Source organism: Thalassovita sp., from assembly GCF_034670005.1.
Lineage (GTDB): Bacteria > Pseudomonadota > Alphaproteobacteria > Rhodobacterales > Rhodobacteraceae > Thalassobius.
Map to the genome: position 1 here is coordinate 452,912 of NZ_JAXMOH010000001.1, position 14,967 is coordinate 467,878.

Genomic DNA, 14,967 nt, shown 5'->3' on the forward strand with positions numbered 1-14,967 from the left:
GGATGTATAAAACACGTTGCGACATGGACGTATATTACGAATTAGGAGGACCCGTGTTTAATCAAAGTCTTGGAGCGGTATAGCCTTGATGCAAGGAATGAAATCCGCCGGATTTTCTGATGTTGAGCAACGGATCAGGTTCAGTAAGTTTGCCCTGCTCCAATCCGTGATACTGGTCGTCTTGTGGCTGAGCTATTTAGCCTGGATCGGCAGCACCGAACACTTCTATGTGATTCTACTGGTCGGCGCGTCGTTCCTTCCCACCGCCCTTTTGCATCTACTACGATGGGATTACCTCGCGCGGGTGGTCTGGAACATAGCGATCTCCTCTATGTATCTGACCATATCGATTGCCTACGGCAAAGACGTTTCACCCGAATACTTCTTCTTTTTCATGCTCGGCCTGCCGTTCCTTTTGTTTTCTTGGGTCGAAGAACGAAAAACCCTTTTTATAGCCGTTATATTACAAACAACACTCAGTTTGTTCGCACTGAGCATGGATTTCCTCGACATCCCCCGTGGAGGAACCGTCACCCCGCTGAGTGAAACGCAGATACAGTCCATCGAATGGGGCATCCGCATCACCGTCGCGGCGTTGCTTCTGGTTCAGATGTTTTATTTCTCATGGCTAAACAGCCGCTCACAGGTCGAGGTGAGCAAGGCCCTGAGTGATGCAAACTACGCCGCCCGCAGCAAGGGTGAATTCCTGGCCAATATGAGCCACGAAATCCGAACCCCGATGAACGGTGTGATCGGCATGATCGAGGTGCTCGAGACGATGGACCTTAATTCTCAGCAGGCGCGATCGGTCGGCACCATACGGAACTCCGCTTTCTCATTGTTGCGGATTCTCGACGACATTCTCGACGCCAGCCAAATCGAGGCGGGCAAACTGAATGTCGAAAAAACCAAGGTCGAGATTCGCCCACTGCTCGAAGGCGTATCGCAAACACTGCAACCCATGGCCGAGGCAAAAGGAACCGAACTCCGCCTGCTGATCGACCAGAAGATTCCGGAATGGATATGGGCAGATTCAGGACGTCTACGGCAGATCCTGCTGAACCTGCTCAGCAATGCGATCAAATACTCTGCCAAAGATCTGAGCGGCCACAGAGGCATGGTCATTCTGAATTCGAGATATTACCGCAACAAACAGCTTGTCATCACGATCAAGGATAACGGAGTCGGGATGAACGACGAGGTTCGGGCCAAACTATTCGAACCCTTCATGCAAGGCGAACAATCCAGCCATCGCCGCGTCGGTGGGACTGGGCTGGGCCTGGTCATCTCCAAGAACCTCACTGAATTGATGGGAGGAAGAATCAAGGTCGAGAGCCAACAGGGCGAAGGCACCAAGGTTACTATCACCCTGCCGCTGGAACTTGCCGACGGCCCAAGCCGCATTCCAGACCTGACCGGCCTGAACGTGATTTGCTACGGCGTCGAGGACGAAATAGTCCGCGAAGGTCTGGAACACACACTGGGCTCCGGCGGAATTGTTAACAGATTCATCGATGATATGGATCAGGCCCAAAAGCAGATTCCCGAACTCACAAATCCGACGGTCGTAATTTTCCCTCCAATGGATGATGAACAACGCACTCAGCACCAAAAAAGATTCGAAGACCTTTCTCCCGATCTCTGTTTCATCCATTGCAGCCCGGTACGATCTGAAAGGTTCGGGCTGATTTCGCAAAACACCTATCGGATTCAAATCTTTCCGATGATGACGAGCGAGCTTTACCAAGCACTGGCGATTCTGAGTGGCAAGGAGCCGCGGCATCCTGCTGTCACGAGGTCAGGTTCCGAAACCACCCAGCCCGATCTAAATCCCAAAAACCATCACGTTCTGGTCGTCGAGGACAATGAAATCAACAAGACAGTGCTCAGTAAACAATTGGAAATTCTGGGCTACCCGCATGAACTGGCATCCGACGGGATGGAAGGATTTTCGAAATGGCAAAATGGGGAATTCGATCTAATCCTGACCGATTGCCATATGCCGCGTATGGACGGTTTCGAGCTGGTCGCAGCAGTCCGTGCGGAAGAGCAGACAAAGAAGAAACCCCCTGTTCCAATCATTGCAATCACTGCAAATGCGCTGGAGGGAGAGGCCGAAAAATGCATTGCTGCTGGGATGGATAGCTATCTCGCCAAACCGGTCGAACTTGAGGCACTCAAATCCAAGATGCTCAAACTTCTAAACGAACAGCAGCATTCGCATTCCGGGTCGGGGTCCGGGGACCGACCACCAAGGACGGAATAGGGGCGCTGGTCCCGGAACGCGTCCGCTTCGCATGAAATTGCCTCCGGGCAAGGCGGCTCTCGACGCCCTGCCCCGTTGGCTTTTCTTACAGGCTGGCGCTCAGCGCCGCGACGATGGCGTCGCCCATTTCACCGGTCGAAACCGGCGTTACACCTTCGTCAGCCAAAAGATCTGCCGTGCGCATGCCGTCGGCCAGCACCTTTTCGACTGCCGCCTCCAACCGATCGGCCTCATCGCCTTTGTCGAACGAATAGCGCAGCGCCATGGCGAAGCTGAGGATGCAAGCAATCGGGTTTGCCTTGCCTTGGCCGGCGATGTCGGGAGCAGACCCGTGAACCGGTTCGTACAGAGCTTTCGGGCGGCCATTGGCCATCGGCGCGCCGAGGCTGGCCGAGGGCAACATGCCCAGCGAACCGGTAAGCATCGCGGCGGCATCCGACAGAAGGTCGCCGAACAGGTTGTCGGTGACGATCACGTCGAACTGCTTGGGCCAGCGGCACAGCTGCATCGCGCCGGCATCAGCGTACATGTGGCTCAGCTCGACGTCGGGGTATTCCTTTTCGTGCACTTCCGACACAACGGCGCGCCACAGGATGCCCGATTCCATCACATTGGCCTTCTCCATTGAGCAAACCTTGTTGTTGCGCTTGCGCGCGAGTTCAAAGGCCGAACGCGCCACGCGCTCGATTTCGCTTTCGGTATACCGCTGGGTGTTGATGCCGACCCGTTCGTTGCCTTCTTCGAAGATGCCGCGCGGTTCGCCGAAATAGATACCGGAGGTCAGTTCGCGCACGATCATGATGTCCAGACCGGCCACAACGTCCTTTTTCAGCGAAGAAAAGTCGGCTAGCGCGTCGAAACACTGCGCCGGGCGCAGATTGGCATACAGATCCATTTCCTTGCGCAGGCGCAGCAACCCACGTTCCGGCTTCACGCTGAAATCCAGATCGTCGTATTTCGGGCCGCCCACGGCGCCAAGCAGGACCGCGTCCACCTCTTGTGCCTTTTCCATGGTTTCGTCGGTCAGCGGGGTACCGTGCGCATCATAGCTGCAACCACCAACCAGACCTTCGCTGACATCGAAAACAATGTCACGGTTAGCGCCGTACCAGTCGATGATCTTGCGCACTTCGGCCATAACTTCGGGGCCGATCCCGTCACCGGGCAGAATAAGAAGCGAAGGGTTGGTCATGACTCAGGTCCTCGGTTTACAAATCTGGAAAACGCCTATCCCCTGAGGCCCCAAGGGTCAAGAAACGAAGGGTGCCAGACCTTCGGACAACTGGTCCCAGACCGCCGCGATCCGCGGGGTGTGCCGCACCGCCTGCGGCGCCGCCAACCAGACTGGCAAGGGCGGGATTTCCACCCCGATATTCAACAGTTCGACATCCGGGTCGGCGGCGATCATCCTGTGTTGTCCAAACCCCACGCCGCACCCCGACCTGATCAGTTCCCAATATACATTCTGATCGTCGCTACGCGTGGCAAACCAATCCCGCGTAGCCGACCACCCCATCGCCCGCATACCACGCAGGATCAGTTCGCTATGGTCATAGCCGACAAGCGCATGATCCATCATTTCCTGCGCCGTTTCCGGACGACCGTGCTGTTCCAGATAGGATCGCGCGGCACAGACCCCCAACCTGACCTCGCCCAGCTTGCGGGTGACAATCTCTAACTGTTCGGGCCGGTACATGCGCACTGCGATATCGGCTTCGCGGAACAACAGATTGTCGCTGCTGTCACTGGCAACAAGATCAATGCAAATACCGGGCAGCGCGGCGCGAATATTTGCCACGATCCCAGGCAGATAATTAAGCGCCATTACCTCGCTGGCGGTAATCCGAACGCTGCCGGTGGTGGTAGCGTCGCGCCCTGCGATGGTCAGGGCAATGTCATTCATGGCCTCCTCCATCCGCTTGGCGGCCGGCAGAATCAACTGCCCCGCCTCGGTCAGGTCGAAACCACGCGGCTGCCGCGTAAACAGAACCGCGCTCAGGTCGGTCTCGATCTGCCGGATTTGCCGCCCCAGTGTCGGCTGACTGACACCCAGTTTTCGCGCCGCCGCCGACAATGACCCAAGTTCCGCCACCGCCAGAAAACTGCGCACCAGCGCCCAATCGGTTTGATCCAGGTTTGCCATTCTAAATTGAATACATAATCTGCATATTTGGGCAATACCCATTCAAATCAGAAGAGCATAATCTTTCTTGGAAAGTTCAGAAAGGATTAGACAATGGAACAGACAGTCTTGATTTTAGGTGCCAATGGTCGCTTCGGAACCAATGCCGCCAACGCCTTTGCCGCCGCCGGATGGAATGTGCGCAAATTCGACCGCAGCCACGACCAACTGGAACGGGCAGCCAAGGGTGCCGATGTCATCGTCGCCGCCTGGAACCCGCCCTATCAGGATTGGGCCAAACAGGTCCCGGCGCTGCATGCCGCTGTGCGCAAGGCGGCGCTGGCGAATGACGCGACGGTAATCCTCCCAGGCAATGTTTATGTGTTCGGGCCGGATGCACCGCTGCCGTGGGGCCGCGACACGCCGGATCTGGCAACAAACCCGCTGGGTAGGATTCGGATCGAGATGGAAGACGCCTATCGCCGCGAAGGTGTGCGAACCATTCTGCTGCGTTCGGGCGATTTTCTGGATACCAGCGCCTCGGGCAACTGGTTCGACGGCTTCATGGCCAAGTCGCTGAACAAGGGCATTTTCACCTCACCCGGTCGCGGCGACATCCCCCATTCTTGGGGCTATCTGCCTGACCTTGCCCGGGCGGCCGTTGCCTTGGCAGAAAAACGGGATACGCTGGATCGCTACGCCGACATTCCTTTCGCCGGCTATACGCTCAGCACCGAGGAAATCGTGGCGGTGATTTCAAAAATCACCGGTCGGACGATCACGATGAAGAAAATGGTCTGGTGGCCGATGAACTTCGTCCGTCCGTTCATGCCGATGCTGAATGGGGTGTTCGAGATGCGTTACCTTTGGAACCTGCCACACCATATGGACGGATCAACCTTCGATCGGCTGCTGCCGGACTTTGAACACACGCCGGTCGAACAGGCTTTGGCCAATGCGATCGCGCCAATCCTGCCTGCTGAAGCCTCGGCCCGGCTTAGCCGTATCGCTGCCTGATCGTCATTCCGGCAGTGCAATATCGACCCAGACCAGCCGGTGACGGCTGGCCTGATTCACCACGGGCGCGAACGGATCTTCGGGCCGGGGCCACATCACCCCGGACCCCAATACTGGCAGATCGGACGCAGGCAGGATGTAATCGACCCGCATCGGCCCGGTCTGTTTCCAGAAAACCGTATCGGTATTTCCAGTGGCCGACAGCGGTACCGGATCCTGCAGCCGTGGATCGTGCAACACCGCGTACAGCGCCGCTTTGCGTCCTTCACCGCGCACTGGGTCGGCATTGGCATCCCCCGCCACAACAAACGGCCCCGACACCGGCGCGCCCAGAGCCCCATCGAGATAGGCCAGCCACAACCGCAATTCATCTGCGTTGCGATATCCGTTGCGATCTTCCGGCCCGTCGAAAACCGGTGGCGTGGCGTGAAACACCAGTACCGTTATCCGCCCGCCACCCGGCATCTCAACCGGCACCACCCAGTGCCCAACCGAGCTGAGCCGTTGCAACCCCGCCGCTTCGGCGCGCACAACACCCGGTGCGCGCGGCCCCTCGGCCCAATCCTGTTCAGCCCAGAGCAACCGGGAAAAATCGACCACCTCATTCGTCAGTATGGGGAAACGCGACAGGATCGCCATACCCCCTTCACCGGCGAAGCGACCATAGCCCTGCGCATCGCGCGGCCCGCCAATGCGGCCATCACCATCCAGATCAATCCCGCTCTGCCAACCGCTATTGGGCCTTAGAGCGAAAAGATACGGATAATCTTGCCCCAAATCAGAAACACCATCCCTCAGTGCCGAAACCGCCGCCGCGTTGAAATCGTAATCAATCCCCTGCAACACCATGATATCGGCCGCGGCCCGGCTAATCACCTGCTGCACCGCGCGCACCTGTCGATCCCCCTTGCGGATATCGCGCAGCAACAGGCCCGGACCTTGGCGTGCAAGTTCGGTGTTGAAACTGGCAATGCGGAGTGTGTCAGCCCGCGCCGATGTGGAGACAAACCATGCCAACAGGATCGGTATCAGACAGTATGCAGATTGGCCTCTGCATAGGCGCGACGCCGCTTTTCGCCAATCATTTCGGCGATCCGTCCCAACGCGATTCCGCGCATCATGAGCGTGGCAGGTAAGCTGGCCCATACCGTCATCGACCATATCATTGTCTGCGGTCCCATCAGGGTCCTGGGATCAATCCATCCAGACGTCCCCTTGATTACCGCCGGGATCAAGAATGGCAGAATGAAGCCTAACATTACGTTAATTCTAGCATCCCGGGTCAGCCGGATCAGCACGTCGCCTTTGGTCGGGTCGAACATTGGCAGATTAACCCAGACATTGAACGCACCATTGCCCATCGGCCAGTTGCTCAGTTGCACCAGCGCAAAGAAGCCCAGCACCGCCAATCCGGAAATCACATAGGCCATCGCCGCAGCGATACGCAGGTTTTCGACGGCAGTCGCCGGAACATCCGTCGGCAAAGTCAGCAGCACCAAACGTACCGGCGAGTAGGGGAAATCGGCCAAATCGCCGCCGAACCGCGCAAGCGCGGTCACGACCTGCACCAACTCCGAAGACCGGCCCGGATCATGCAGAACCACGCCCAGCACCAGCACCACCAGAAAAACCGTGACAAAGCGAAACCGGTTGAAAGGTGCCGCATCGCGGAACTCCAGAACCGACGGGTATTCGGCAAAATATTCGAAAAAGGTCATAATAGCGGCAAGCATGGCCACCAGCGCAACCAATGCGGTCGCATCGCCCGTTGTTTCTGGAAAAAACATGGACGGCATAGCGACAAGCAACGCCATGAAGAATGCACGGCTTGCCGCGCCTGTCACACGTTCGATCACGACCCGATCCCTTCAACTTGGCCGAATGCAATTCTTTGCCGCATTCTGGTTCCAACTTGATACCGCCACGTTGGGCGGACTGCCTCATTCTTGCCCCAATCTTGCCTTGTTTGCTGCTAAGCCTCAACCGTGGCTTACCGAAATCGTTGCAATCTCACTCACTTACAGGGTGAAGTGGTGCCCGATTGCATCATCGGAACCGCCATAATTCCGCTCCGCCCCCATATTTGGTGTCATGTCCGAACCGGATCGCAATGTGAAAATACCTCCTCCGCTCCATTTACATCGCGAAAAATCAGCAATCCAACAGCCGAAAATGAAAAAAGCCGCCCCTACTGGGGCGGCTTTTCAATTGGCTCAGGCCAGTTTCAGACCCAGGGACGCTCCATCGCCATCTTGTCTTCGAACGACTTGATCGCGTCTGCCTTTTCCATCGTCAGACCGATATCGTCCAAGCCATTGAGCAGGCAATGTTTTTTGAACGCATCCACTTCGAACGGGAAAACTTCGCCATCCGAAGTGGTGATTTCCTGCGCTTCCAGATCGATGGTCATCCGTGCATTGGCACCTTTTTCGGCATCGGCCATCAGGGTGTCGACCTGATCCTGCGGCAAGACGATCGGCAGGATGCCGTTCTTGAAACAATTGCTGAAGAAGATGTCAGCAAAGCTGGTCGAGATCACGCATTTGATGCCGAAATCGGCAATCGCCCAAGGCGCGTGTTCGCGCGACGACCCGCAGCCGAAATTATCGCCCGCCACCAGAATCTGAGCGTCACGATATTGCGGCTTGTTCAGCACGAAATCGGGGATTTCGTTACCTTCACGATCATAGCGCATTTCATCGAACAGATTCACGCCCAGACCGGACCGCTTGATCGTCTTCAGGAACACTTTGGGAATGATCATGTCGGTGTCGATATTCACCAGCGGCATAGGCGCTGCGATACCCTGGAGTTTTTCAAACTTTTCCATCTCGCTGGCTCCTTAGATCAATTCACGCACATCGGTCAGATGACCGGTGAGTGCAGCAGCGGCTGCCATGGCGGGGCTGACCAGGTGGGTACGGCCCTTGTAGCCCTGACGGCCTTCGAAGTTGCGGTTCGAGGTCGAGGCGCAACGCTCGCCCTCTGACAGCTGGTCCGGGTTCATCGCCAGACACATGGAACAGCCCGCCAAACGCCATTCGAAACCGGCATCCAAGAAAATATCGGCCAGACCTTCTTCTTCCGCCTGAGCCCGGACCAGACCCGATCCGGGAACGATCATCGCACGAATGCCGTCCTTGATCTTCTTACCCTTGACCAAATCGGCCACCGCGCGCAGATCTTCGATCCGGCCATTGGTGCACGATCCAATGAAAACGGTGTCGATCTCGATATCGGTCAATTTCTGGCCCGGGGTCAGGCCCATATAGTCGATGGCGCGCTTGGCCGCCTCGACCTTACCGCCTTCAAAATCTTCCGGGCTGGGAACCACACCGGAAATCGGCAGCACGTCTTCGGGGCTAGTGCCCCAGGTGACGACTGGTTCGATCTCTTCGGCCTTCAGCGTCACGACCTTGTCGAAATGCGCGTCTTCATCGGTGTAAAGCGTTTTCCAATAGGCCAGCGCCTGTTCCCAAGCAGCCCCTTTCGGGGCGTGAGGGCGGCCTTTGACGTATTCGAAAGTCGTTTCGTCCGGCGCGATCAGACCGGCGCGCGCGCCGCCTTCAATCGCCATGTTGCAGACGGTCATCCGGCCTTCCATCGACAGGTCGCGGATCGCTTCGCCGCAATATTCGATGACATAGCCGGTGCCGCCTGCGGTGCCGGTTTTACCGATCACGGCCAGGGTTATGTCCTTGGCGGTCACGCCCGGCTTCAGTTTGCCGGTGATTTCCACCTTCATGTTCTTCGACTTCTTCTGGATCAGTGTCTGAGTGGCCAGAACATGTTCCACTTCAGACGTACCGATCCCATGCGCCAGCGAACCGAACGCACCATGGGTCGCGGTGTGGCTGTCGCCGCAAACCACGGTCATACCCGGCAAGGTCCAGCCCTGTTCCGGGCCAACGATATGCACGATACCCTGACGGACATCTGAAACCGGATAGTAATGAATGCCAAAATCCTTGGCGTTCTTGTCCAGTGCATCAACCTGAATACGGCTTTCTTCGTTTTCGATACCCTTGGCGCGATCCAGTGTGGTCGGCACGTTGTGATCCGGCACGGCAATGGTTTTGTCGGGCGCATGCACAGCGCGATGGGCCAGGCGCAGGCCTTCGAACGCCTGCGGGCTGGTCACTTCGTGTACCAGATGGCGGTCGATATACAGCAGGCAGGTGCCGTCTTCGGATTCATCTGCGACATGGGCGTCCCAGATTTTATCATAGAGTGTCTTCGGGGCGGTCATGGTCCTCTCCCGTGGATTGTCTTTGGAAATGATGGGCAGTGACAGGAATGGGCGCGCTTTATAGGCGTGCCAGAACAGTAAGCGTGGCGCCAAAGAACCTCCAGGGCAGGCGCGCGCGATCATCCATGTCGAAAATCCGTGTCATGCAGGGGCAGATACAGGCTCTCTGCGAGTCTGACAAGGCCCTTGCCCGTTTGCATCGCCCATGCAAACCTGCTCGCATGGAGGAAACACAGGTCGAAACCGCCCCGCCACAAAGCACCGAGGAACTGGTTCTCGGCCTCTGGTCCGATGTTGAGAGATTTCTATCCAGTCTGATGCGCCCGTGGAGCGGCTATCAGTTTCTCATTGCTCTCGGCCTGGCTCTGGTCGCCTATTTGCTGGCCCGCTTCATCGGCCCTCATATCCACGGCTGGATGCGCAGCAAGGGGCACTGGGCCACATGGCGGTTGCGGATTTTGGTGATTCTGCATCGGCGGCTGCAATTGATCATTTTTGTTGCATTGATCTGGCCGACCGTCTGGATCATGCGCGAAGTCACCTGGCCCAGCCGGTCATATATGCTGAGCATTCTGGCACAACTTGCCTTTGCTTGGTTGATTATCGCCGTTCTGACGCGGGTTATCAAAAACACACTGCTGCGTCAGGTGGTGCGCTATTGTGGCTGGATCTGGGTCACTCTGTCGATCCTGAATCTGACAGAAGATACCCGGCTGCTGCTGGATAGCGCCGCGATCAATCTGGGCGGCACCCATCTTTCCTTGTGGTTGCTGTTGCAGGCAGTAGCGTCGCTGACAGTACTGTTCACGCTGGCCCGGTTTCTGTCGCGTGCCAGCAGCGACAGCATCCGCAAGAATAAGGAAATCAGCCCTTCAATGCAGGTGCTGATGGTGAAGTTCCTTCAGGTGCTACTGTATGGCGCGGCGGTCTTCATCGGGTTACAGGCGGTCGGCTTCGACCTGACCGGTCTGGCATTCCTGTCCGGCGCGATTGGTGTGGGCCTCGGCTTCGGGCTTCAGAAAGTCGTGTCAAACCTGGTCTCGGGCATCATCATCCTTATGGATAAATCGATAAAACCCGGTGATGTGATTTCGCTGGGATCAACCTTTGGCTGGATAGAAGCGCTGGGCGCGCGCTATGTCAGTGTCGTCACCCGCGACGGCAAGGAATTCCTGATCCCCAACGAAGACCTGATCACCGGCCAGGTGGTGAACTGGTCGCATTCCAACGACTATGTCCGGCTCGACATCGAATTTGGCACCGCTTATGGCGACGATCCGCATCAGGTGCGCGCCATCGCGATCGAGGCCGCCCTAAGCGTCGACCGGGTGTTGAGCTTCAAGCCGCCGGTCTGCCACATCATCGGTTTCGGCGACAGTTCGGTGGATTACGTTCTGCGGTTCTGGATCAAGGACCCTACCGGCGGGCTGACCAATATTCGCGGCAACGTGTTTTTGGCGCTTTGGGATGGGTTTCAGAAAAACGGCATTTCCATTCCCTTTCCGCAGCGCGAAGTCACGATGCTGCCCGGTTCGCAATTACAAACCAAGCCAGAATGATCTTTGCCGAGCGCCCGTTCTGAGCCGGGCGCTTTCCTCCTTCCGGCGCGGTCGTTCCAGACCCCTTGAACCGGACATTGAGATTTCACATATCCAATGGTATTCTGAAAGAGTCTGGCGCCGGGACCTTTGCGGCGCATGAAATAAGGAGGACAATGTCCTGTCTCTTAGCCATGATGCGGCACGCGCCGCTGAACTGGGGGCAGCCGTGACCGGCGCCCCTGCAGATGTGTCAAGCGAAGACCTGCTTGCCCGTATCCTAAGCTCTCTCGAGGATGACAAAGCCGAAGACATCGTGCAGATTGATCTGCGCGGCAAATCGTCGATCGGCGACTACATGGTCGTCTGTTCCGGTCGGTCCAGCCGCCAGGTTTCTGCGATGGCGGAAAAACTGGTGGAACGGCTGAAACATGACTTCAACCGTGTCAGCCGGGTTGAAGGCAAGGATACCGGCGACTGGGTTCTGATTGATGCTGCCGATGTGATCGTGCATATCTTCCGGCCCGAAGTGCGCGATTTCTACCAGATCGAAAAAATGTGGCAGCCCGCCGGGGCACCGCCTGCACAGGCCTGATGCGGGTACATATCTGCGCGGTGGGTCGGATGCGTTCCGGCCCCGAACGCGCATTGATCGACGATTACCTCACCCGGTTCGACCGTAGCGGCCGTGGTTTGGGGCTGGGGCCTTTGACCATTCACGAAGTCGAAGACAAGAAAGGCGGCGGAATGACCGCAGAATCCGTCCTGCTGGATCGTGCGATCCCCAAAGGCGCGGTAATCTGCACGATGGACGAGCGCGGCAAACTGCTCAGTTCGCCCGACTTTGCCGATAAACTGGCTGGCTGGCGCGACGCCGGACGTGGCGATCTGGCCTTTGTCATCGGCGGTGCAGACGGGATCGATCCGGCTTTGCGCGCCAAGGCGGATTTTTCCCTGTCCTTCGGCAAAATGGTCTGGCCGCATATGTTGGCGCGGGCAATGCTGTGCGAACAATTATATCGCGCGGCCTCGATTCTCGCCGGAAGCCCCTATCACCGGGCCTGAATGCTTGCCCCTTGTGGATTGGCCCCTTAGATAGCAGGTAACTTAACGAAGGGCAGCTCATGACACATCCCAAACCAGTTGTTTTGTGTATTCTTGATGGCTGGGGCCTTAGCGCCGATCCAAAGGCGAATGCCCCGTTGCTGGCCAACACGCCTGTTTTCGACCGGATCATGTCGGAATGCCCGCACAACCAGCTGATCACCCACGGCCCCGATGTCGGCCTGCCCAGCGGTCAGATGGGCAATTCCGAAGTTGGCCACACCAATATCGGCGCCGGTCGCGTGGTGGCGATGGATCTGGGCCAGATCGACCTGGCGATCGAAGACGGCAGTTTCTTCAGTAACGAAGCGTTACAGGGCTTCATCGCCAAGCTGAAAAGCTCGGGCGGCACCGCGCATCTGATGGGACTGGTGTCTGATGGTGGGGTGCACGGCCATCTCACCCATATCATTGCAGCGATCAAGGCAATTACAGAGGGTGGTGTGCCGGTTGTGTTGCACGCCATTACCGATGGCCGTGACGTTGCACCGAAATCGGCCTTCACTTATTTCGAGGAACTGGAAGACGCGCTGCCGGACGGGGCCAGAATCGGAACCGTCACCGGGCGTTATTACGCCATGGACCGCGACAACCGCTGGGAACGGGTGTCCGAAGCCTATGCCGCGATGATCAAAGCCGAGGGCGGCCATTCAGCCAATGCCCATGCTGCCGTCGACTCCGGTTATCAACGCGAAGAATCGGACGAATTCATTACCGCCACGGTGATCGGCGATTATGCGGGCGCCAAGGATGGCGACGGGTTCTTCTGCCTGAACTTCCGCGCTGACCGGGCGCGGGAAATCCTGCGCGCCATCGGCGAGCCGGGGTTCAGCGATTTCGACACCGGTCCGCGCCCCGACTGGACGGCGCTGCTGGGCATGGTGGAATATTCCGAAGGCCATAATGCCTATATGGAAACCGTGTTCCCGTCGCGCGACATCGTCAATACTCTGGGTGCGTGGGTCGCCAAGCAGGGCAAGCGGCAATTCCGCTTGGCCGAGACCGAAAAATACCCCCATGTCACATTCTTCCTCAATGGCGGCAAGGAAGACCCTGAGGTGGGCGAAGACCGTTACATGGCGCCGTCGCCCAAGGTGGCCACTTATGATCTGCAGCCGGAAATGTCCTCCGCCGAAGTGACCGAACATTTCGTAAAGGCGATCAAAGATGATTATGACCTGATCGTGACCAATTACGCAAACCCCGACATGGTAGGCCATACCGGCGATCTGGGTGCCGCCATCAAGGCCTGCGAAGCCGTGGATCAGGGTCTGGGTCAGGTGATCGAAGCGCTGGAAAAAGCTGGCGGAGCCATGATTGTCACCGCCGATCACGGCAATTGCGAGATGATGATTGATCCCAAAACCGGTGGACCCCATACGGCCCATACGATCAACCCGGTTCCTGTCATTCTGATCGGTGGGCCCGAAGATGCGAAACTGCGTCAGGGCCGCTTGTCAGATCTTGCCCCAACATTGCTGGAATTGATGGGCCTGCCGCAGCCGACGGAAATGACCGGGAAAAGCTTGCTGGAATGATCCGCACTGTCCTATCCGTCCTTTGCCTTGCCATCGCTCTGCCTGCTTGGGCAGACCCCGATCCGGCTGCGTTGGCCGAGGCGGCGGCAAAGCGCCTTGAAACGGCTGCGATGGAATTGGACCGCGCCGACAGCGCCCGTAATCGGGTCAAAGCCCTGTCGGAAACACTGCGCGCGTACGAAGACGGGCTGGAAGCGATGCGCGAAGGGTTGCGCCGGGTGACCTTGCGCGAAGCGCAATTGGAACACGCGTTGCAGGCCCGCGAAACCGAAATCGCCCAGTTGCTGGGTGTCCTGCAATCGATATCGGCCACGCCAGCACCGGTTCTGGTCCTGCATCCCGATGGCCCCACCGGCACGGCCCGGTCTGGTATGTTATTGGCCGATGTAACGCCGGCACTGAACGAAAAGGCCGCCCAGCTGCGGACGCAGCTGGACGAAGTTTCGACCCTGCGCAGCCTGCAACAAAATGCTGTCTCCACGCTGGAAAAGGGGCTCGACGGTGTGCAGCAGGCCCGGACACGGCTGAGCCAGGCCGTGGCCGACCGCACCGACCTGCCGCGTCGCTTTACCGAGGATCCGGTCAAGACCGCGATCCTGATCGCTTCGACCGAAACGCTGACCGGTTTTGCCAGCGGCCTGACAGATATTGCCGATAATGAATCCCCCGGCAGCCTGCCCGACATCGCCCACCGCAAAGGCACGTTGCCCTTGCCGGTACAAAGCGTGGTTCTGCGCCGCGCCGGTGAAGCCGACGCCACTGGCATCGCACGCCCTGGCCTGATTCTGGCCACCCGCCCGCGCGCTTTGGTCAGCACCCCGACCGCAGCCACCATCCGCTATCAGGGACCGCTGCTAGATTACGGCAATGTGATAATCCTTGAACCCCAAGCCGGGCTTCTGTTCATTTTCGCCGGGCTCGATGTGGTTTATGGAACAACAGGCCAGGTCCTGCCCGCAGGCAGCCCGATCGGCCTGATGGGCGGCGAAGACGCAGAAATCGGCGCAATTCTGGCACAGGCCGGAAAGGGGGCTGGTGCCGAGGCGACAGAAACGCTCTATATAGAGATCAGAGAAGATAACGCGCCGGTCGATCCGGCGACGTGGTTCGTAACCGGGAAGGACAACTGAGCG

The 14,967-nt window shown here is 57.9% G+C and carries 13 protein-coding genes; 7 read left to right on the forward strand and 6 right to left on the reverse strand.

Going from position 1 to position 14,967, the window contains the following annotated elements:
* Positions 1–97 precede the first annotated feature (97 nt).
* The gene (locus VOI23_RS02380; RefSeq protein WP_323780973.1) at positions 98–2,266 is read left to right on the forward strand and encodes an ATP-binding protein; all 2,169 of its coding nucleotides are present in this window, start codon (positions 98–100) and stop codon (positions 2,264–2,266) included.
* An 85-nt stretch (positions 2,267–2,351) separates the two neighbouring features.
* Here the strand turns inward: VOI23_RS02380 and leuB are convergent, their stop codons facing one another.
* A complete protein-coding gene (gene leuB, locus VOI23_RS02385) occupies positions 2,352–3,458 on the reverse strand; it encodes a 3-isopropylmalate dehydrogenase (RefSeq protein WP_323780976.1) in 1,107 nt (368 codons plus the stop codon).
* A gap of 57 nt (positions 3,459–3,515) precedes the next feature.
* Complete coding sequence (locus VOI23_RS02390; RefSeq protein ID WP_323780979.1) at positions 3,516–4,409, reverse strand: LysR family transcriptional regulator; 894 nt, start codon at positions 4,407–4,409, stop codon at positions 3,516–3,518.
* Positions 4,410–4,502: 93 nt separating this feature from the next.
* On the opposite strand from VOI23_RS02390, the gene VOI23_RS02395 reads away from it, so the two are divergent.
* The gene (locus tag VOI23_RS02395; protein ID WP_323780982.1) at positions 4,503–5,405 is read left to right on the forward strand and encodes an epimerase; all 903 of its coding nucleotides are present in this window, start codon (positions 4,503–4,505) and stop codon (positions 5,403–5,405) included.
* Positions 5,406–5,408: 3 nt separating this feature from the next.
* On the opposite strand, the gene VOI23_RS02400 is transcribed toward VOI23_RS02395, so the two are convergent.
* From VOI23_RS02400 to leuC, 4 genes are all read right to left on the reverse strand, one after another.
* Positions 5,409–6,422, reverse strand: coding sequence for an endonuclease/exonuclease/phosphatase family protein (locus VOI23_RS02400; protein ID WP_323780984.1), 1,014 nt, complete (start codon positions 6,420–6,422; stop codon positions 5,409–5,411).
* 11 nt (positions 6,423–6,433) lie between these two features.
* A complete protein-coding gene (locus VOI23_RS02405; protein ID WP_323780987.1) occupies positions 6,434–7,261 on the reverse strand; it encodes a hypothetical protein in 828 nt (275 codons plus the stop codon).
* A gap of 368 nt (positions 7,262–7,629) precedes the next feature.
* The gene (gene leuD / locus VOI23_RS02410; RefSeq protein ID WP_323780989.1) at positions 7,630–8,235 is read right to left on the reverse strand and encodes a 3-isopropylmalate dehydratase small subunit; all 606 of its coding nucleotides are present in this window, start codon (positions 8,233–8,235) and stop codon (positions 7,630–7,632) included.
* Between the two features lie 12 nt (positions 8,236–8,247).
* Positions 8,248–9,654: a 3-isopropylmalate dehydratase large subunit gene (leuC, locus tag VOI23_RS02415; RefSeq protein ID WP_323780991.1), complete on the reverse strand. Its 1,407-nt coding sequence runs from the start codon at positions 9,652–9,654 to the stop codon at positions 8,248–8,250.
* Between the two features lie 221 nt (positions 9,655–9,875).
* Here leuC and VOI23_RS02420 point away from each other — a divergent pair, with 221 nt between their 5' ends.
* The 5 genes from VOI23_RS02420 to VOI23_RS02440 all read left to right on the forward strand — a co-directional run bounded on the left by VOI23_RS02420 (position 9,876) and on the right by VOI23_RS02440 (position 14,964).
* The gene (locus VOI23_RS02420; RefSeq protein WP_323780994.1) at positions 9,876–11,213 is read left to right on the forward strand and encodes a mechanosensitive ion channel family protein; all 1,338 of its coding nucleotides are present in this window, start codon (positions 9,876–9,878) and stop codon (positions 11,211–11,213) included.
* Positions 11,214–11,421: 208 nt separating this feature from the next.
* On the forward strand, positions 11,422–11,787 hold the full coding sequence (gene rsfS, locus VOI23_RS02425; RefSeq protein WP_323780997.1) for a ribosome silencing factor: 366 nt from the start codon (positions 11,422–11,424) through the stop codon (positions 11,785–11,787).
* Entirely contained in the window at positions 11,787–12,257 is a 471-nt protein-coding gene (gene rlmH / locus VOI23_RS02430; protein WP_323781000.1) for a 23S rRNA (pseudouridine(1915)-N(3))-methyltransferase RlmH, read from the forward strand. Before rsfS ends, rlmH begins: the two co-directional genes overlap by 1 nt.
* A 59-nt stretch (positions 12,258–12,316) precedes the next feature.
* Positions 12,317–13,834, forward strand: coding sequence for a 2,3-bisphosphoglycerate-independent phosphoglycerate mutase (gpmI, locus tag VOI23_RS02435; RefSeq protein WP_323781003.1), 1,518 nt, complete (start codon positions 12,317–12,319; stop codon positions 13,832–13,834).
* A complete protein-coding gene (locus VOI23_RS02440; RefSeq protein ID WP_323781005.1) occupies positions 13,831–14,964 on the forward strand; it encodes a peptidase M23 in 1,134 nt (377 codons plus the stop codon). Before gpmI ends, VOI23_RS02440 begins: the two co-directional genes overlap by 4 nt.
* Positions 14,965–14,967: the final 3 nt, after the last annotated feature.